The sequence below is a fragment of the Bacillus sp. N6 genome (assembly GCF_052805735.1).
The window spans coordinates 4,295,694-4,316,544 of sequence record NZ_CM127843.1 but is presented as its reverse complement, the minus strand read 5'-3'; the positions used below and the strand labels follow the sequence as shown (position 1 = coordinate 4,316,544).

General features: G+C 37.4%; 17 protein-coding genes and 1 other annotated feature. Of the genes, 15 read left to right on the top strand and 2 right to left on the bottom strand.

What is annotated here, in order from left to right; translation table 11 throughout:
• Positions 1–182 precede the first annotated feature (182 nt).
• The 12 genes from secDF to ACUXVC_RS22160 all read left to right on the top strand — a co-directional run bounded on the left by secDF (position 183) and on the right by ACUXVC_RS22160 (position 15,209).
• Positions 183–2,447 carry a protein translocase subunit SecDF gene (secDF, locus tag ACUXVC_RS22215; RefSeq protein ID WP_053563616.1) on the top strand — a complete coding sequence of 755 codons (2,265 nt, stop codon included), beginning with the start codon at positions 183–185 and terminating at the stop codon, positions 2,445–2,447.
• Positions 2,448–2,603: 156 nt separating this feature from the next.
• Positions 2,604–3,497 carry a cation diffusion facilitator family transporter gene (locus ACUXVC_RS22210; RefSeq protein WP_000409746.1) on the top strand — a complete coding sequence of 298 codons (894 nt, stop codon included), beginning with the start codon at positions 2,604–2,606 and terminating at the stop codon, positions 3,495–3,497.
• 101 nt (positions 3,498–3,598) lie between these two features.
• Complete coding sequence (recJ, locus tag ACUXVC_RS22205) at positions 3,599–5,938, top strand: single-stranded-DNA-specific exonuclease RecJ (protein WP_446025837.1); 2,340 nt, start codon at positions 3,599–3,601, stop codon at positions 5,936–5,938.
• 47 nt (positions 5,939–5,985) lie between these two features.
• Positions 5,986–6,498: an adenine phosphoribosyltransferase gene (locus tag ACUXVC_RS22200; RefSeq protein ID WP_000346215.1), complete on the top strand. Its 513-nt coding sequence runs from the start codon at positions 5,986–5,988 to the stop codon at positions 6,496–6,498.
• Between the two features lie 210 nt (positions 6,499–6,708).
• A complete protein-coding gene (gene relA / locus ACUXVC_RS22195) occupies positions 6,709–8,892 on the top strand; it encodes a GTP diphosphokinase (protein ID WP_001262795.1) in 2,184 nt (727 codons plus the stop codon).
• 16 nt (positions 8,893–8,908) lie between these two features.
• On the top strand, positions 8,909–9,349 hold the full coding sequence (locus tag ACUXVC_RS22190) for a D-tyrosyl-tRNA(Tyr) deacylase (RefSeq protein WP_098126816.1): 441 nt from the start codon (positions 8,909–8,911) through the stop codon (positions 9,347–9,349).
• A 131-nt stretch (positions 9,350–9,480) separates the two neighbouring features.
• A complete protein-coding gene (locus tag ACUXVC_RS22185) occupies positions 9,481–10,176 on the top strand; it encodes an alpha/beta fold hydrolase (RefSeq protein ID WP_065485342.1) in 696 nt (231 codons plus the stop codon).
• 56 nt (positions 10,177–10,232) lie between these two features.
• Entirely contained in the window at positions 10,233–10,565 is a 333-nt protein-coding gene (locus ACUXVC_RS22180; RefSeq protein WP_065485340.1) for a YrdB family protein, read from the top strand.
• Positions 10,566–10,647: 82 nt separating this feature from the next.
• Positions 10,648–10,824 carry a hypothetical protein gene (locus tag ACUXVC_RS22175; RefSeq protein ID WP_001242605.1) on the top strand — a complete coding sequence of 59 codons (177 nt, stop codon included), beginning with the start codon at positions 10,648–10,650 and terminating at the stop codon, positions 10,822–10,824.
• A gap of 54 nt (positions 10,825–10,878) precedes the next feature.
• Positions 10,879–11,109, top strand: a binding site (T-box leader).
• Positions 11,110–11,179: 70 nt separating this feature from the next.
• The gene (hisS, locus tag ACUXVC_RS22170) at positions 11,180–12,451 is read left to right on the top strand and encodes a histidine--tRNA ligase (RefSeq protein WP_071729599.1); all 1,272 of its coding nucleotides are present in this window, start codon (positions 11,180–11,182) and stop codon (positions 12,449–12,451) included.
• Positions 12,452–12,463: 12 nt separating this feature from the next.
• Positions 12,464–14,239 carry an aspartate--tRNA ligase gene (aspS, locus tag ACUXVC_RS22165; protein WP_000840885.1) on the top strand — a complete coding sequence of 592 codons (1,776 nt, stop codon included), beginning with the start codon at positions 12,464–12,466 and terminating at the stop codon, positions 14,237–14,239.
• A gap of 202 nt (positions 14,240–14,441) precedes the next feature.
• On the top strand, positions 14,442–15,209 hold the full coding sequence (locus ACUXVC_RS22160) for a tRNA threonylcarbamoyladenosine dehydratase (RefSeq protein ID WP_000903182.1): 768 nt from the start codon (positions 14,442–14,444) through the stop codon (positions 15,207–15,209).
• A 576-nt stretch (positions 15,210–15,785) separates the two neighbouring features.
• Here ACUXVC_RS22160 and ACUXVC_RS22155 read toward each other — a convergent pair.
• Both ACUXVC_RS22155 and ACUXVC_RS22150 read right to left on the bottom strand, forming a co-directional pair.
• Positions 15,786–16,427: an RsfA family transcriptional regulator gene (locus ACUXVC_RS22155; RefSeq protein WP_000857708.1), complete on the bottom strand. Its 642-nt coding sequence runs from the start codon at positions 16,425–16,427 to the stop codon at positions 15,786–15,788.
• Between the two features lie 37 nt (positions 16,428–16,464).
• Complete coding sequence (locus ACUXVC_RS22150; protein ID WP_000812919.1) at positions 16,465–17,751, bottom strand: replication-associated recombination protein A; 1,287 nt, start codon at positions 17,749–17,751, stop codon at positions 16,465–16,467.
• 293 nt (positions 17,752–18,044) lie between these two features.
• Between ACUXVC_RS22150 and cymR the strand changes: the two genes are divergently transcribed.
• From cymR to mnmA, 3 genes are read left to right on the top strand one after another with little or no spacing between them, the layout of a single operon-like run.
• Positions 18,045–18,461, top strand: coding sequence for a cysteine metabolism transcriptional regulator CymR (gene cymR, locus ACUXVC_RS22145; RefSeq protein WP_000704116.1), 417 nt, complete (start codon positions 18,045–18,047; stop codon positions 18,459–18,461).
• A gap of 35 nt (positions 18,462–18,496) precedes the next feature.
• Positions 18,497–19,642, top strand: a complete 1,146-nt coding sequence (locus tag ACUXVC_RS22140) for a cysteine desulfurase family protein (protein ID WP_053563619.1) — start codon at positions 18,497–18,499, stop codon at positions 19,640–19,642.
• A gap of 16 nt (positions 19,643–19,658) precedes the next feature.
• Positions 19,659–20,774, top strand: a complete 1,116-nt coding sequence (mnmA, locus tag ACUXVC_RS22135) for a tRNA 2-thiouridine(34) synthase MnmA (protein WP_098976546.1) — start codon at positions 19,659–19,661, stop codon at positions 20,772–20,774.
• Positions 20,775–20,851 lie beyond the last annotated feature (77 nt).

Here is a 20,851-nt window from a genome sequence, read left to right as displayed (position 1 = left end):
AGGAGGTAGTGAAGAGGAAAATAAATGATGAAAGTGTAGGGAGTGTAAAAGCTTACCTATACAGCTAGTGATGAGCTAGCAAAAATTATAGAAAGGAAGTCTACTAACTAGGCGTATGCACACGTATAGCAGTGAATCGTAAAAGATTTATTGAAAGTGTTAGTAGCAGAAAGAGGGTACATATGGCAAAGCGTGGTACGAGAATTGCCGCCTTTTTCCTCATCGTCTTATTAATCGGTGGAGTAATTGGTGCGGCAGGAAAAGACATAGCAAAAGGAATTAGTCTAGGACTAGACCTTCGCGGTGGTTTTGAAATTCTGTATGAAGTAAAACCAGCCAAAAAAGGTGATAAAATCGATCGAGACGTACTTGTAAGTACAGTAGGTGCTCTTGAAAATCGTGTCAATGTTCTCGGTGTAAGTGAGCCGAACATTCAAATCGAAGGGCAAGATCGAATTCGTGTACAGCTTGCTGGTGTACAAGATCAGCAAAAAGCACGTGAAATGTTATCAACACAAGCGAAATTAACATTCCGTGATGTGGATGATAACCTTCTTATGGATGGAACGGATTTAAAAGGCGGCGGAGCGAAGCAAACATTTGATGAGCAAGGCCGTGCGAGCGTAGGTCTTACACTAAAAAGCGCTGAAAAATTCCGTGAAGTAACTGAAAAAATTTCTAAAATGCCACCACCAACGAATTTAATGGTAATTTGGCTTGATTTTGAAGAAGGAAAAGATTCGTATAAAGCAGAATCTGCAAAACCGAATCCAAAGTTCTTATCAGCAGCAACAGTAAACCAAGTATTTAACCAAGCTGAAGTATCTATCGTAGGTGGAAACTTCACAGTTGAAAGTGCGAAACAACTTTCATCTTTATTAAATGCAGGTGCACTGCCTGTTGATTTAAAAGAAATGTATTCAACATCTGTTGGAGCGAAATTTGGTCAACAAGCATTAGACCAAACAATTTTCGCTAGTGCGATTGGTATCGCTCTTATTTTCTTATTTATGCTTGTGTATTACCGTTTACCAGGACTTGTAGCGGTTATTATGTTAGGTCTATACATTTTTGTTACATTACTTGTCTTTAACTGGATGCATGCGGTTCTGACATTACCAGGTATTGCCGCATTAGTGCTCGGGGTAGGTATCGCAGTTGATGCGAATATTATTACGTACGAGAGACTGAAAGAAGAGCTGAAAATTGGTAAGTCCATGATGTCAGCATTCCGAGCTGGTAACCATCGTTCATTAGCAACAATTTTAGATGCGAACGTTACGACTCTTGCAGCTGCAGGTGTGTTATTTGTATATGGTACAAGCTCAGTACAAGGGTTTGCAACAAGTTTAATCGTAAGTATTTTAGTCGGTTTCATTACGAACGTATTCGGTACTCGTTTCTTACTAGGTTTACTTGTAAAGAGCCGTTACTTCGATAAAAAACCAGGATATTTTGGTGTGAAACAAAAGGATATTATTCCGTTAACAAAAGGTGTAGTACATCCACCAACGAAATTTGATCGTATTAACTTCGTGAATATCGGTCATAAATTCCTTATCTTCTCAATTGTAGTTGTAATTGCAGGTGCAATTATCCTGCCAATTTTCAAATTGAATCTTGGTATTGACTTTGCAAGTGGTACACGTATGGACTTGCAATCAAAACAAGCACTTACTGTAGCTGATGTTCATAAAGATTTTAAAGAGTTGAACATTGATGTGAAGGAAGAAAATATTGTACCGACTGGGGATGACAATAAAGGTTTCGCAGTTCGTACATTAGGTGTTTTATCAAAAGATGAAATTGCGAAAACAAAAACATTCTTCCATGATAAATATGGTACGGATCCAAACATAAGTACAGTTTCACCGACAATCGGTAAAGAAATTGCACGAAATGCATTTATCGCTGTACTGATTGCTTCTGCAGTTATCATTTTATACGTAAGTATTCGATTCCGATTTACGTATGCGTTATCTGCAGTACTTGCATTATTACATGACGCATTCGTTATGGTTGTTATGTTTAGTATTTTCCAATTAGAGGTAGACTTAACGTTTATCGCTGCAGTACTAACAATCATCGGTTATTCTATTAATGACTCGATTGTTACATTTGATAGAAACCGTGAATTATACAAACAGAAAAAACGAGTGCGCGATATAAAAGACCTAGAGGAAATTGTAAATGCAAGTATTCGCCAAACGCTTGGTCGTTCGATTAACACCGTATTAACAGTGTTACTCCCAGTAATTGCACTACTTATCTTCGGTAGTGAGTCACTACGTAACTTCTCGTTTGCGTTACTTGTTGGATTAATAGTAGGTACGTACTCTTCTGTTTTCGTTGCCTCTCAAATTTGGTTAATGCTTGAAAACCGTCGTTTGAAAAAGGGGAAAAACAAGAAGAAGGTTGAGAAAGTAGAATCTGAACCGCAAGTATAGAAAAGATGATGCCTTATTATGAGGCATCTCTTTTTTCGTTTGTGGATACAATAAGATAGCAACTTTTTGATGGGAAGAAGATGGAAGAAAGTGGTGGTGTTATCGCTGTTTTTGTTAAAATAAAAAGATAGGTTAAGAAAAGAAGGGATTTTAATTATGGAAAAAGATGAACGTTTTAAACAGGCCGAGTTTGGTGCTATTGTCGGGATCGTTGGTAATATTATATTAGCAATTGTAAAGGCGGTAATTGGTTATATTGGGAACAGTAAAGCACTGCTAGCAGATGCGGTGCATTCTGCATCAGATGTAATTGGTTCGCTAGCTGTACTTTTTGGATTGCGAGCGGCAAAGCAGCCACCTGATGAAGATCATCCGTATGGTCATGGTAAAGCGGAATCGATTTCAGCGATTATTGTTGCGGTATTATTATTTATTGTGGGACTTGAAATCGCGATTTCATCTATAAAAGCTTTTTCGCAAGAACTAGAACCGCCGAAAGGAATTACGATTTTTGCTGTTGTTCTTTCAATCGTCGTGAAAGAAGGAATGTTTCAATATAAATTCCGATTAGGGAAAAGGGTAAATAGTGATGCAATTATTGCAAATGCATATGAGCACCGTTCGGATGTATTTTCTTCAATTGCAGCTTTAATCGGTATTTGTGCAGCTATACTCGGTGGTAAGCTTGGTATAGACTGGCTTGTATATGCTGATCCGATTGCAGGATTAGTTGTTTCGCTTCTTGTTGTAAAAATGGCATGGAGCATTGGAGCGGAAGCAATTCATGCAACGCTTGACCATGTTCTTCATGAGGAGGATGTTATTCCGCTTAGAGAAGCAGTTCTTCAAGTAGATGGTGTGAAAAAAATTGGTTCTTTATATGCACGGGAGCATGGTCATTATGTTATTGTCGATATTAAAGTGTCTGTAGATCCATACATTACTGTAGAAGAAGGACACCGTATTGGAAAACATGTGAAAGAAATACTTATGAAACAAGATAATGTACAAAATGTATTCGTACATATAAATCCGTATTCTCCAAATTAAACATCATTAACATTTTAGTATATAGATATTGCATCGTAGTTTGCATTATATTGTCACCCCTTAATCTGTCTTGTATAATGAACAGGTTAAGGGGTGATTTCGTGTTACAACCGAAGACGCGTTGGAAAGAAAAAAAATATAATGACGAACGAGTGAGTGAATTAGCAAGTAAATTACAGTTATCGCCACTTGTCGTTTCATTATTCCTCGGTAGAGGACTAGATACAGAAGATAAGATTTTAGATTTTTTAAATACAGAAAATCAAGAATTTCATGATCCATTTTTATTAGAAGGAATGGATAGAACGGTAGAACGTGTAAATAAGGCGATTCAAAATGGAGAACAAATATTAATATTTGGTGATTACGATGCAGACGGAGTAAGTAGTACAACTGTGTTATATCTTGCTCTTCAAGAATTAGGTGCAGAAGTAGAATTTTATATTCCAAATCGTTTTACAGAAGGGTATGGGCCGAACGAAGAAGCGTTTCGTTGGGCGCATAGCGCAGGGTTCTCACTGATTATTACTGTCGATACTGGCATTGCAGCAGTACATGAAGCGAATGTAGCGAAAGAGCTTGGAATAGATCTAATTATTACAGATCACCATGAGCCACCGCCAGAATTGCCAGAAGCACTTGCGATTATACATCCGAAATTAGATGGCGGTGTATATCCGTTTCACTATTTAGCTGGTGTAGGTGTTGCGTTTAAAGTTGCGCATGCACTATTAGGCCGTGTACCAGAACATTTATTAGAGATTGCAGTAATCGGTACAGTAGCCGATTTAGTGTCACTTCATGGTGAAAATAGGTTGCTAGTGAAACGCGGTTTAAAACATATGCGTATGACGAAAAATATTGGTTTAAAGGCATTGTTTAAAGTTGCTAACGTTTCGCAAAGTGAAATTACAGAAGAGAGTATTGGCTTCTCAATTGCACCGCGTATTAATGCGGTCGGGCGTTTAGAAGATGCAACGCCGGCTGTACACCTTTTATTATCAGATGATCCTGAGGAAGCAAAAGAGTTAGCCGAAGAAATTGATGAGCTGAACAAACTGCGAAAAGATATTGTAAAGCAAATTACAGAAGAGGCTATCGCTGAAGTTGAAAATAACTTCCCGCCAGAAGAAAACAAAGTGTTAGTACTTGCAAAAGAAGGTTGGAATCCGGGTGTAATTGGGATTGTCGCTTCTAAATTAGTTGAACGTTTTTATCGTCCGACTATTGTATTATGCATTGATCCTATAAAAGAAACAGCAAAAGGCTCAGCGCGTAGTATTGCAGGATTTGATTTGTTTGCAAATTTATCAGATTGTAGAGAGTTATTGCCACACTTCGGAGGGCATCCGATGGCAGCGGGAATGACGCTACATATGAATGATGTAGATGAATTACGTCGCCGCTTAAATGAACAAGCAGATGCAATTTTAACAGAAGAAGATTTTATTCCAATTACAGCAGTTGATGTTTTTTGCAAAGTAGAGGATGTAACACTAGCGGCAATTGAAGATATGCAGAAGTTAGCACCATTTGGTGTTGGAAATCCGAAACCACGTATTGCAGTGAAAGATGCAGAGTTAGAAAGTATTCGCGCAATCGGATCAGATGGCTCTCATTTAAAAATGGCTCTTCGTGATGGACAAGCAACACTGGATACAATTGGATTTGGTTTTGGTGCATATGCGAAAGAAATCTCTCCAGTTGCAAAAGTATCTGTAATAGGAGAAGCATCCATCAATGAATGGAACAATTTTAAGAAGCCACAATTAATGGTACAAGATATTGCTATAGAGGCGTGGCAATTATTTGATTGGCGTAGTATGCGTAATGCAGAAGCAAATTTAGCAGAACTTCCGAAAGAAAAAATAACAATGGTGTATTTTTCTGAAGAGGTATTGAATAAATTTTCTTTAGAGGACTATAAAGAAAAGCTTATGCATGCGTCAGAAGTAACGCATTTGGATGATCAATACATCGTGTTACTCGATTTGCCAAGCGGAACAGATGAATTACGTGAGTTATTTAAAGTAGGATTCCCAGCGCGAATTTATACGCTGTTTTATCAAGAAAATAACCATCTATTTAGTACAGTTCCTACGAGAGAACACTTTAAATGGTACTATTCTTTCTTAAGCCAAAAAACACCATTTTCTTTAAGACAATATGGAGAACAACTATGTCGCCATAAAGGCTGGTCAAAAGATACAGTAAATTTCATGACACAGGTGTTTTTTGAGTTAGAATTTGTTACAATAAAAGATGGCGTCATTTTTATGGCAGACAAAAAACAAAAGCGTGATTTAATTGAATCGAACACATATCGTGAGAAAATGAACCACTTACAATTAGAAAAAGAATTGGTTTATAGCACATATCAGCAACTATATACATGGTTTGAAACGATTCGTAATCATAAAGAAGTAGAACAGTTAGGGTAAAGGATTTGTATTTACAAACCTTTTAGATCTGAGGAGGATTCAGAAATATGGATTTCAAGCAACATATCGCAATTGTACCGGATTATCCGAAAGAAGGTATTGTGTTTAAAGACATTACACCTTTAATGAATGACGGTAAAGCATACAAAGCAGCAACAGATGCAATCGTTGAGTACGCAAAAGAAAGAGATATCGATGTTGTAGTAGGACCAGAAGCTCGTGGTTTCATTATCGGTTGCCCAGTTTCTTATGCGTTAGAAGTAGGATTTGCGCCAGTTCGTAAATTAGGAAAATTACCACGTGAAGTAATTACAGTTGACTACGGTAAAGAATATGGTAAAGATGTTTTAACAATCCATAAAGATGCAATTAAGCCAGGTCAACGCGTATTAATTACAGATGATCTATTAGCTACAGGTGGAACAATCGAAGCGACAATTAAGTTAGTTGAAGAGCTAGGCGGAGTTGTAGCAGGGATTGCATTCTTAGTAGAGCTTACTTACTTAGATGGTCGTAAAATGTTAGATGGTTACGATGTATTAGTATTAGAAAAATACTAATCACTATATAGGTAAAACTACGGTGATAAAAAGTACCCGTGAATCTCTTGGAGAGGAGCGGGTACTTTTGTATAATTGAACAAAAAATCATGGTGAAATGTCAGTAAAATCTTTTCCTTTTCACAATTCACAATCATTGGGTTATAATGATAGAATATAATTTATTCTATTAAATAAAGATAAAGTCAATTTTCAATAAAAGGTGATTCGATGGCAAATGAGCAGGTACTAACAGCTGAACAGGTACTCGAGAAAGCAAGTCAATATTTAGCGGATGAAGATATTGAGCTAGTGGCACGTGCCTATGAATATGCACGAGATGCGCATAGCGAACAATATAGAAAATCGGGTGAACCGTATATTATTCATCCGATTCAAGTTGCAGGTATTTTAGTTGATTTACACATGGATCCAGCTACGGTATCAGCAGGTTTCTTACATGATGTAGTGGAAGATACAGAGATTACGTTAGAAGATATTGAACGGGAATTTAACAAAGAAATTGCTATGCTTGTTGATGGTGTTACAAAGCTTGGGAAGATCAAATATAAATCTCACGAACAACAACAAGCCGAAAACCATCGCAAAATGTTTATTGCAATGGCTCAAGACATTCGAGTTATTTTAATTAAATTAGCTGATCGTCTTCATAACATGCGTACATTGAAACATTTGCCTCAAGAGAAGCAGCGTCGCATTGCGAATGAAACGTTAGAAATCTTTGCACCTTTAGCACATAGACTCGGAATTAGTACTATTAAATGGGAGCTAGAGGATACGTCACTTCGCTATTTAAATCCACAGCAATATTATCGTATTGTAAATTTAATGAAGCGTAAACGTGCAGAGCGTGAAGAATACTTAGACGAAGTAATGACTGGTATTCGTGAGAAATTAAAAGAAGTTGCAATTCAACCTGAGATTTCTGGAAGACCGAAACATATTTACAGTATTTATCGTAAAATGGCACTGCAAAATAAGCAGTTCAATGAAATTTACGATTTATTAGCTGTACGTGTCGTTGTAAATAGTATTAAAGATTGTTATGCGGTGCTTGGAATTATTCATACGTGCTGGAAGCCGATGCCAGGTCGTTTTAAAGATTATATTGCAATGCCAAAAGCAAATCTATATCAATCTCTTCATACGACTGTAATTGGACCAAAAGGTGATCCACTTGAAGTGCAAATTCGTACGAAAGAAATGCACGAAATTGCAGAATTCGGGATCGCGGCACACTGGGCGTACAAAGAAGGAAAAACAGCAGAAACAACAGGTACATTAGAGAAGAAACTCACATGGTTCCGTCAAATACTAGAATGGCAAAATGAAGCTTCTAATGCAGAAGAATTTATGGAGTCATTAAAAATTGATTTATTTTCTGACATGGTATTCGTCTTTACACCGAAAGGCGATGTAATGGAATTACCACTTGGGTCGGTTCCGATTGATTTCGCGTATCGTGTCCATTCGGAAATTGGGAATAAAACAATTGGTGCAAAAGTAAACGGGAAAATGGTGACGCTGGATTATAAATTAAAAACAGGCGACATCATTGAAATTTTAACGTCGAAACATTCATATGGCCCAAGTCAAGATTGGGTAAAACTTGCTCAAACATCTCATGCGAAAAATAAAATTCGTCAATTCTTTAAGAAACAACGTAGAGACGAAAATATTGAAAAAGGCCGTGAACTTGTTGAAAAGGAAGTACGTGGTCTAGAGTATGAGATGAAAGAAGTATTAGCGCCTGATAACTTAAAACGCGTCGCTGAGAAATTTAACTTTGCAAATGAAGAAGATATGTTTGCAGCAGTTGGATATAGCGGAATTACAGCTTCGCAAATTGTTACGCGACTAACGGACAAGTTCCGCAAACAACGCGAAGAAGAAGAAATTGTTGAAGTTAAAGAAGTTCGTAAACCGATGAAAATTCGAAAATGGGATTCTGGTGTAAAGGTAAGCGGTGCTGATAATTTATTAATCCGTTTATCGAAATGCTGTAACCCAGTTCCAGGCGATGATATCGTTGGATATATTACGAAAGGCCGAGGTGTATCGATTCACCGCCGTGATTGTGTAAACGTTCATACAGAAGAAGCTGTAGAACGTTTATTAGAAGTAGAGTGGGAAGGTAGCCCTGAAAAAGAAATTGAGTATAACGTTGATATTGAAATTTCGGGTTACGATCGCCGTGGTTTATTAAATGAAGTACTGCAAGCTGTTACAGAGACGAAAACGTACATTTCAGCTGTTTCTGGTAGAAGTGACCGTAATAAAATGGCAACAATTAATATGTCAATCTCGATTCGTAACTTACAACACTTGAAAAAAGTAGTAGAACGCATTAAACGCGTTCCAGAAATTTATGCAGTACGACGCATGATGCATTAATAGGGAGTGTAGAAAGATGAGAGTTGTTTTACAACGATCAAAGAAAGCGTCTGTCACAGTAGACGGTGAGATCGTAGGACAAATTCCGTTCGGTTTAACATTACTAGTTGGCATTACGCACGAAGATACAGAAAAAGATGCAACTTATATTGCGGAAAAAATTGCAAACTTACGTATTTTTGAAGATGAGAGCGGAAAGATGAATCATTCTGTACTTGATGTAGAAGGACAAGTTCTATCTATTTCGCAATTTACATTATACGGAGATTGTCGCAAGGGAAGACGTCCAAACTTTATGGATGCTGCGAAACCTGACTACGCAGAGCGTTTATACGATTTCTTTAATGAAGAAGTTCGCAAACAAGGATTGCATGTGGAAACAGGGAAGTTCGGAGCAATGATGGACGTTTCTTTAATCAATGATGGTCCGGTGACCTTAATTGTTGATAGTAAATAGTGTTGCTTAAGAAGAGAGAGGATGAGTCCTCTCTCTTCTTTTGTGTCTTTTAATGGTATATTTTGTTAATTGTTGTTATGATAGTTAAGAAAATAAACGATATAATCGGGGGATTATGGGAGGTAAAGTTTATGGAAACATTTGTACTCGTTCATGGAGCATGGGATGGTGGCTATGTTTGGAAAAGACTAGCTGAACTTTTAAGGAAAGATGGTCATAGTGTATATACTCCTACCTTAACTGGACTTGGAGAACGAACGCATCTTATGCAACCTAATATAGGATTGAAAACATTTATTCAAGACATTGTTAATACCATTAAATATGAGGGGCTAAAAGATGTAATTTTAGTAGGACATAGCTATTCTGGGATGGTAATTACAGGAGTGGCAGAAGTGATTCCCGAGTTTATTAAGGAGCTAGTATACGTGGATGCAATGCTTCCGGAAAATGGTGATTCTGTTATGGATATTTCTGGGCCGGAAATGTCCGCAAATTTTATAGAAGAAGTAAAAGTATACGGGGAGGGATGGCGTGTTCTTCCTAGAAATACAATAGATGAAAAAAAATCAGCGATGTCATTGTTGGCTTTTACACAATCGGTTGAAATAAAAAACTCTAAAGCGCGATGTATACCGCATATATACGTAGAAGTAAAGGATAATCCAGAACATTGGCCAATGACGTCTATCTTTTTAGAATCAGCAAAAAAAGCAAGAGATAGAAAATGGGAAGTTTTTTCTATTGAAGTTGGTGGTCATTGGGTAATGGAAACTAATCCAGAGGCGTTGGTCCGTATATTGAATCAGTGTGTAGAAGTAGTTTAATGTATGCTTTACTTCCTATTGAAAGAAGGGGAATCGAAAGTAGGAGGTAGGTTTAATTGCTTCAAGAATTTAATATAGCTTTACGTTTTATGTTAGAGTTATGTATTCTTGGGATTGTTGGATACTGGGGATATCGAGTAGGAACAACAACAGCTATAAAAATTACACTTGCTATTATTATTCCAATTGTTATTGCTGTCATTTGGGGGCTATTTGGAGCTCCACATGCAGAATGGGAAGTACAAGGTATATTACATGTATTATTAGAAATTATCGTATTTGGAGTAGGTGTTGCAGCGTTATATCATTTGAAGCATCATATGCTCGCAAGTGGACTGGCTATTGTTATTGTTGTAAATCGAATACTAATGTTTATTTGGAATCAATAGCAGTTTCGGTTATGTATAACTCTCTCATCAATATGGAACAATAAAAAGTAAAACATCCATATTGAATGTGAGGGATATACGTATGCGTATGAATGAAAAAGGGCATTCTGTTACAAATGGTGCAAATCAACTGTTTAACGTGAATTTTCATGATTTTATTTCAAAAGAGCAAAATAATACTTCAATGGAGCTTGCTTCCGAGTTTGGGATTTCTCTTCAAGATGTAAAGCGTTTAAAGAAGCAGATTGAACGTTCTTAGAGCACTTGACAATCCTACTTAACAAACGTATAGTAATTTTATATTTACATATGAATATAACCGTTGATAGAGAAGAGTAAATGAGATACACATGGAAAGAGAAGGAATGTCTTAGGCTGAAAACATTTCTGCATGATGACTGATTGAATGACACTCTAGAGGTTTCAACTTGAACGGCATATATGCTTAGTAGGGATGAACGCATATTTAAGCGTTATTAAAAAAGTGGAAGCATACGTGCTTCAATTAGGGTGGCACCACGGGTATAATACTCTCGTCCCTACTGTTTTAAACAGTAGAGGCGGGAGTTTTTTTATTTTTATTAAGATTAAAACAATTTGAGGAGGAACTGAATATGTCTATTCAAATCCCACGCGGAACGCAAGATATTCTTCCAGGCACTGTTGAGTTATGGCAGTATATCGAAGGGCAAGCACGCGAAATTTGCCGTCGTTACAATTATAAAGAAATTCGTACACCAATTTTTGAGCACACTGAGCTATTTTTACGCGGTGTTGGTGATACGACAGATATCGTACAAAAAGAAATGTACTCATTCCAAGATCGTGGAGAGCGTAGCTTAACATTACGTCCAGAAGGTACTGCACCTGTTGTACGTTCTTACGTTGAAAATAAAATGTTTGGTGATGCAACACAACCAACGAAATTATACTATATCGGTCAAATGTTCCGTTATGAAAGACCACAAGCAGGTCGCTATCGTCAATTCGTACAATTCGGTATCGAAGCAATCGGCAGTAATGACCCTGCAATTGATGCAGAAGTAATTGCACTTGCTGTTGAATTTTACCGCGGCATGGGCTTAAAAAATATTAAAGTTGTATTAAACAGTTTAGGTGACGCAGCGAGTCGTCAAGCACACCGTGATGCATTAATCGCACACTTTGAGCCACGTATCGGCGAATTCTGCTCTGACTGTCAATCTCGCTTAGAAAAGAACCCACTTCGAATTTTAGACTGTAAGAAGGACCGTAACCATGAATTAATGGCAACAGCTCCATCTATTACAGAATACTTAAACGAAGATTCAGCAGTATACTACGACAAAGTACAAGAACTATTAACGATGATGGATGTTCCATTTGAAAAAGATCCGAACTTAGTGCGTGGTTTAGACTACTATCAACATACTGTTTTTGAAATTATGAGTGAGGCAGAAGGTTTCGGTGCGATCACTACATTAAGCGGTGGTGGCCGTTATAACGGACTTGTACAAGAAATCGGTGGACCAGAAATGCCAGGTATCGGTTTTGCAATGAGTATTGAACGTTTAATTATGGCGCTAAAAGCTGAAAACATTGAATTACCACTTGAACATAGCATTGATTGTTACGTTGTAGCGCTTGGTGAAAAAGCGAAAGACCATGCTGCAAAAGTGGCATTCGATCTTCGTAAAGCTGGATTGTCGGTTGAAAAAGATTATTTAGATCGCAAAATGAAAGCACAATTTAAATCAGCAGATCGTCTAAAGGCGAAATTTGTAGCTGTATTAGGAGAAGATGAGCTAGATAAAGGCATCATTAACTTAAAAGATATGGCAACAGGTGAACAAGAAGAAGTAGCTTTAGATGTATTGGCTTCATACGTAGCAGAGAAATTAATATAGGGGGAACTTACAGTGGCTGAAAGAACACATGCATGTGGAAAAGTAACAGTAGAAGCTGTTGGACAAACAGTTCAATTAAAAGGTTGGGTACAAAAACGCCGTGACTTAGGTGGATTAATCTTTATCGATTTACGTGACCGTACAGGTATCGTACAAGTTGTATTTAACCCAGAAACATCAAAAGAAGCGTTAGAAGTAGCAGAAACAATTCGTAGCGAATACGTATTACACATAGAAGGTACAGTTGTTGAACGTGGTGAAGGCGCAATTAATGACAATATGGCAACTGGTCGTATTGAAGTACAAGCAACAAAAGTAAATGTACTAAATGCAGCGAAAACAACACCAATTATCATTGCTGATGATACAGATGCATCAGAAGATGTGCGTTTAAAATATCGTTATTTAGACTTACGTCGTCCTGTAATGTTCAACACATTCAAAATGCGTCACGACGTAACAAAAACAATTCGTAACTTCTTAGATACAGAAGAGTTCTTAGAAGTAGAAACACCAATTTTAACGAAAAGTACGCCAGAAGGAGCTCGTGACTATTTAGTACCAAGTCGTGTACATGACGGTGAATTCTATGCATTACCACAGTCACCACAGTTATTTAAACAGCTTCTTATGGTCGGCGGATTTGAGCGTTACTATCAAGTAGCACGTTGTTTCCGTGACGAAGATTTACGTGCAGATCGTCAACCAGAATTCACGCAAATCGATATTGAAGCTTCATTCTTAACACAAGATGAGATTTTAGAAATGATGGAGCGTATGATGACGAAAGTTATGAAGGATGCAAAAGGTGTAGAAGTTAGTGCACCATTCCCTCGTATGAAATATGCTGATGCAATGGCTCGCTACGGTTCTGATAAGCCAGATACACGCTTTGAAATGGAACTAACAGACTTATCTGAGTTTGCAGCAGGTTGTGGCTTTAAAGTGTTTACAAGTGCTGTAGAAAGCGGCGGACAAGTAAAAGCAATTAATGCAAAAGGTGCTGCAAGTAAATACTCTCGTAAAGACATCGATGCATTAACTGAATTCGTGAAAGTATACGGTGCAAAAGGTCTAGCTTGGCTTAAAGTTGAAGAAGACGGCTTAAAAGGACCGATTGCGAAATTCTTCGGTGAAGAAGATGCAAACGTGTTAATGAGTACATTAGAAGCTACTGCTGGCGACTTATTACTATTCGTAGCAGATAAGAAGAGCGTTGTTGCAGATAGCTTAGGCGCACTTCGTTTACGTCTAGGTAAAGAGCTTGAGTTAATTGATGAAAGTAAATTTAACTTCCTATGGGTAACTGATTGGCCACTTCTTGAGTACGATGAAGATGCAGATCGTTATTTCGCAGCTCATCACCCATTCACAATGCCATTCCGTGAAGACGTTGAGCTACTAGAAACAGCACCAGAAAAAGCACGTGCACAAGCATATGACCTTGTATTAAACGGTTATGAGCTTGGTGGTGGATCACTTCGTATTTACGAGCGTGACGTACAAGAAAAAATGTTCAAAGCACTTGGATTCTCACAAGAAGAAGCGCAAGAGCAATTCGGATTCTTATTAGAAGCATTCGAATACGGTACACCACCACACGGCGGAATCGCATTAGGTTTAGATCGTCTTGTTATGTTACTTGCAGGCCGTACGAACCTTCGTGATACAATTGCATTCCCAAAAACAGCAAGCGCAAGCTGCTTATTAACAGAAGCTCCAAGCCCAGTTGCAGAAGCACAGCTTGAAGAGTTAAACTTAAAATTAAGCTTAAAAGAAGAAAAGTAAGAATAGGGTCTAGATGGTTATACTATAACCATCTAGACTTTTTTAATGGATAATTAAAAGAAGAAACAAAATCCCGGTTTACACTATGTTTTCATTATCGAAATATGTATTTTTAGGAATTCTATAACTTTTTCTATACAAATAGTCGGAAAAACGCTAGAATACATGGTAGACCATTTTTGTAATAGGAGTGTAGAGCTGAATGTTACATCAATTTTCACGTAATGAATTAGCCTTCGGTAAAGAAGGACTTGAAATATTAAAAAATAGTACAGTCGGTATTTTAGGAATTGGCGGCGTAGGTTCATTTTCAGCTGAAGCGTTAGCGCGTTCTGGAGTAGGACGTCTCGTATTAGTTGATAAAGACGTTGTAGATATTACAAACGTAAACCGTCAAATTCACGCTTTAGTATCTACTGTAGGACGTTCAAAAGTAGAATTAATGAAAGAGCGTATTGCAGACATTAATCCGGAATGTGAAGTAATTGGATTAGAAATGTTTTATACAGATGAAACATATGAAGAGTTCTTTAAACACGGTTTAGATTTCGTAGTGGATGCATCGGATACGATTACGTTCAAAATCCATTTAATTAAACAATGTTTACGTCGTAAAATTAAAATTATCTCATGTATGGGTGCAGCAAATAAAATGGACCCAACTCGTTTCCGTATTGCGGACATTTCTAAAACACATACAGATCCAATTGCGAAAGTAATTCGTACGAAGCTTCGTAAAGAGGGTATTAAAAAAGGTGTAAAAGTTGTCTTCTCTGACGAAAACCCAATCGTAATTCGTGAAGAAGTACGTAAAGAAATCGTACCAGACGAGAATGCAAAAATTCGTAAAGCGAAATTACCGCCTTCATCAAATGCATTCGTACCATCTGTGGCAGGCTTAATTATGGCAAGTCACGTTGTACGTGAACGTATTAAAAATGTAGAAGTGAAACGTGTAGGGCAAGAATAAAAGAAAAGCATATATCCATTTTGGATATATGCTTTTTTATATGTATTAAAGAAATATGGATATTTGCATCACTACTAGTTCAAATGTAAGTAAGGTTAGTAAGTAATAATCATATTTATCTGATTTATAGGCGGATGTCTTTTTTAGACTGTTAATGGTGAAAAGAGCTAAAGTCAGGACGAGAAGGCCAAGAGCTATTTTGAAGATTATTAATGAAATAGCAACCATCTCCCTTTAAAGGTATATGGTTATAATAACATTTTAGTGAAAATTATCCAATATGTTTTAGGAGTTTTCTTGTATGACAGGGAGTAATGTTATTGTAAATCTTTGTCATTAAATCGATCTCCTTTATTGAATCGTTGATATATTGTAAGTTGTGATAGATATATTTGAAAAATCGTTGATATATTGCAAGTTGTGATAGATATATTCGAAAAACCGTTGATATATTGCAAGTTACGATAGATATATTCGAAAAATCGTTGATATAAATTCATTTACCGACATGTATATATATGGTTTACCGAAAACAAACAAGGATGTCACTTAGTCAAAAAAGTGACATCCTTGTTTTTAATTCTCTGCAGAATATATAATATCTAAATTTCCATTTTGATCTGTTTTGAAAATGGGAGCAATATGTTCTTCTTGTTCTTCAACCGAAACAAGTTTTCGAGCGCGATCCATAATTCGAACAAGCATCGCGTAATCTTCTTCGATTGCTTGTTGTTTTTTTGTGAGTACCGCTAATTTCGTTTCAAGTTCATGATTCGTTTTTTGCAGAGAAGTGAGCTGAGCTTGTAATACATCATTTTCAGTTTGCAACTTTGCAAGTGAAGGATTGTTATGTTCTAAATTTTGTAAAAATGAGATGACATTTTGCATTGTAAGATCTTGTTTACTTGGCGTAATATCTTCTGAAAAATCGGCGTCAATTACGAGTTGTTTCGTTTTCGTGAACCGATCTTTTTCTATATTAGCTTCAGAACGTTTTAATTCTTTACGTTGTTTTTTTGCAAGCTGCACCGCATCTTCGTAATTCGGTCTTACTTCAGCATTCCATCTAAAACCACAAGCTGCGGAAGTGCGGTTTAAAGCGTCGCCAACTTCATCAAACGCTTTTATTTGTGTACTTCCGCTGCGAATATGTCGCAAAACAGTTTCTGCTAAAAGGAGATCATCTTCTTTTGTCCATGCATCTTGACGTGTTTTCATAAGCGAAGCCTCCATAATGGTGACGTTTTCGTTTATGTTACCCTTTATTTTTCGTTTTATTCGAAGTTTGTAATCTTTCATAAACAGTAGAAAGTGCTTGCTCAAATTTCCCTGTCGTTTTCGGTTTATAATATTGCTTGTTTTTTATTTTATCAGGTAAGTATTGTTGCCTTACCCAGCCATTTGGATGGTCGTGTGGATATAAATATCCAATGCCTCTTCCGAGTGATTCTGCGCCTTTGTAATGACTATCTTTTAAATGGCTTGGAATGTCACCTGTTTGACCGTTGCGTAAATCGTGTAATGCAGCATCAAGTGCTTTATAAGCTGAATTTGATTTTGGTGATAAGCATAGCTCTATAACGGCATTTGCAAGTGGGATGCGTGCTTCTGGGAATCCAACTCGTTCAGCTGATTCAATTGCAGCTAGTGTACGCGGTCCAGCTTGTGGGCTAGCAAGTCCAATATCTTCATAAGCCATAATAAGAAGGCGTCTGCCAATACTTTGTAAATCACCTGCTTCAATAAGGCGTGCTAAATAATGGAGCGCTGCATTTACATCACTTCCGCGTACTGATTTTTGAAATGCTGATAATACGTCATAATGAGCATCGCCGCCTTTGTCGTGAACGAAGCTCTTCTTTTGTAAGCATTCTTCTGCAATCTCGAGTGTGATTTCAGCCGCTTGATCGTCTGTAGTAAAGCTAGATAATACAGCAAGTTCAAGTGCGTTATAAGCGGAACGCATATCACCACCAGAGGCATTTGCAAAATGATGTAGTGCTTCATCTGTTACCGTTACAGCATATTCTCCAAGGCCTTTTTCTTTATCTTCTAAAGCTCTTTTTAACCCAATTAAAATATCATCTTCTGTTAGTGCGTGTAATTCGAAAATTTGACACCTGCTTCGAATAGCGGAGTTTATTGCATGGAATGGATTACTTGTCGTTGCACCAATTAAAGTAAGAAGTCCGCTTTCTAAGTGGGGTAATAGAAAGTCTTGCTTTGCTTTATCTAGACGGTGAACTTCATCTAGAATTAAAACGAGGTGTCGATGCATCTTTGCTTCTTGTACGACAACTTCCATATCTTTTTTATTGTGAGTAACAGCGTTTAATAGACGAAACGGGGTACCGGTACTTCCTGCAATTGCACTGGCAATGGATGTTTTTCCTGTACCTGGAGGACCGTATAAAATCATAGATTGAAAATGATTTGCTTGGACCATTCGCCATAAAATCTTTCCTTCACCAACTAAATGTTGTTGCCCAATAATTTCTTGAATATTTGTAGGGCGCATTCGATGTGCGAGTGGTTGTTTCATTTAGACCGTCTCCCTTAATATATAATCTCGTTCTATCGTATCATTTTTTTCTACGAAATTTGAAATAGGATGCTGTTTTATGGGAAAAATGAAGAAGAATATTTTCATTTTTCTTTCAATTGTAATAATTTCCGAGTTTTTCAATGTGATTTTATGTTATCATTTTGATACACAAGTTGAAATTTCTTATAATACTATATTATGCTATAATTTCATAGGATTTTAAATTGTGTTCTTTTTATAAATAAGATATAACCAATAGAAGTGAAAATTTGAAAAGAGGTGCAAAATAGATGAAGATTTCAACAAAAGGCCGCTATGGCTTAACAATTATGATTGATCTTGCAAAAAAGTTTGGTGAAGGTCCGATTTCATTAAAATCAATTGCGCAGGCGCATGACTTATCCGAGCATTACTTAGAGCAATTAATTTCACCACTTCGTAACGCTCGTCTTGTAAAGAGTACGCGCGGGGCATATGGCGGATATGTATTATCTGATCAACCGGCTAACATTACAGCTGGGGATGTAATCCGTGTATTAGAGGGACCGATTAGTGTTGTAGAAATGATAGAAGAAGAAGAGCCAGCACAGCGCCAGTTATGGATGCGTGTTCGTGATGCGGTGCAAGAAGTGTTAGATAGTACAACGTTAGAAGATTTAGTACGTTATGAGGAAGAAAATCACGGGGGCTATATGTTTTACATTTAATTCCTTGTGAAACGATTTGGAAAGAAGGAGATTTAATGGAACGCATTTACTTAGATCATGCTGCGACATCTCCGACTCACCCAGAAGTGGTCGAAAAGATGATTCCATATATGACAGAAATATTCGGGAACCCGTCTAGTATTCACTTTTATGGACGTCAAACTCGTCACACAGTAGATGGGGCGAGACGAGTGTGTGCACGCAGCATTCATGCGAATCCGAATGAAATTATATTTACGAGTGGTGGTACAGAAGCTGATAATTTAGCGCTTATAGGTGTAGCACGTGCGAACCGTCATAAAGGTAACCACATAATAACGACGCAAATTGAACATCATGCGATTTTGCATACGTGCGAATTGTTAGAGCGTGAAGGGTTTGAAGTGACATATTTACCTGTCGATGAAACAGGACGCATTCAAGTTTCTGACATACAAAAGGCATTAACAGAAGAGACGATTCTTGTATCTATTATGTTTGGGAATAATGAAGTAGGGACAATGCAACCAATTGTGGAAATAGGAAAGCTGCTAAAAGAGCATCAAGCTTATTTCCATACAGATGCGGTACAAGCTTACGGTTTAGTAGAAATTAATGTGAAAGAGTTTGGTATTGATTTATTATCAATTTCAGCTCATAAAATTAATGGGCCAAAAGGTGTAGGGTTCTTATTCGCTGGTGCAAATGTGAAATTTGAGCCGTTATTAATAGGCGGAGAGCAAGAAAGAAAACGCCGTGCTGGTACGGAAAATGTGCCTAGTATTGCTGGGCTTCAGCATGCAATTCTTATAGCTGAAAAAACTCGTGAGCAAAAAAATGCCCAATATGAAGAGTTTAAAGATATAATGGTATCTGTCTTCAAAAATGAAGGCATTACTTTCGAGGTAAACGGAAACTTAGAACATCGCTTACCGCATGTACTTAATGTAAGTTTTACAGGAATGAACATTGAACCGTTTCTTGTGAACTTAGACCTAGCTGGCATTGCAGTATCAAGTGGTTCTGCTTGTACAGCCGGTTCGATTGATCCATCACATGTATTAGTAGCGATGTTTGGAAAAGACTCCGATCAAATACGTTCATCCGTACGCTTTAGTTTTGGACTTGGAAATACGAAAGAGCAAATTGAAAAAGCGGCGTACGAAACAGTGAAAATCGTGAAGCGATTAACACAAAATTAGCATGGGAGGTGACATGATGAACAAACTACCTCACGAAACACGCGTTGTCATCGGAATGTCCGGTGGCGTCGATTCATCTGTAGCAGCACTTTTATTAAAAGAGCAAGGTTATGATGTAATCGGAATTTTTATGAAAAACTGGGATGATACAGATGAGAATGGTGTCTGCACAGCAACAGAAGATTACAATGATGTAATTGAAGTGTGTAACCAAATTGGTATTCCGTATTATGCAGTAAACTTTGAAAAACAATACTGGGATAAAGTATTTACGTACTTCTTAGATGAGTACCGAGCTGGTCGTACACCAAACCCAGATGTAATGTGTAATAAAGAAATTAAATTTAAAGCATTTTTAGAGCATGCAATTGCGCTTGGTGCCGATTATGTAGCAACAGGTCATTATGCACGCGTTGCTTATATGGACGGCGAATATAAAATGCTTCGCGGCGTTGATGACAATAAAGATCAAACATACTTCTTAAATCAATTAAGCCAAGAGCAATTATCAAAAACAATGTTCCCGTTAGGTGAATTAAAGAAACCGCAAATTCGTGAAATGGCGAAAGAAGCTGGCTTAGCGACAGCGGCGAAGAAAGATAGTACAGGTATTTGCTTCATTGGTGAGCGTAACTTTAAAGATTTCTTAAGTAACTACTTACCAGCACAACCAGGTGTAATGCAAACATTATCTGGTGAAGTGAAAGGAAAGCATGACGGTTTAATGTACTATACAATTGGACAACGTCATGGCCTTGGAATTGGTGGTAACGGTGATCCGTGGTTTGCTGTTGGGAAAAACTTGAAAGAAAACATTTTATATGTTGATCAAGGATTCCATAACGAACTTCTATATGGTGATGAAGTTATTGCTACGAATGTAGGATGGGTAAGTAACAAAGCAAAAGAAACAGAATTTAAGTGCACGGCGAAATTCCGTTATCGTCAAGAAGACAATAAAGTAACGGTTCAAATCGTTGATGAAAATACAGTTCGTATTCTTTGTGATGAGCCAATTCGTGCAATTACACCAGGACAAGCAGTCGTTTTCTATGATGGAGATGAGTGCTTAGGCGGTGCTACAATTGATGAAGTATACCGTAGTGGTAAGAAATTGGATTATTTAGGATAAATGAGAAGCCTCTGCCGATTAGCGGTTAGAGGTTTCTTTTACATAAAGCGAATTTTCGTTCGCTTGGAAAATACATT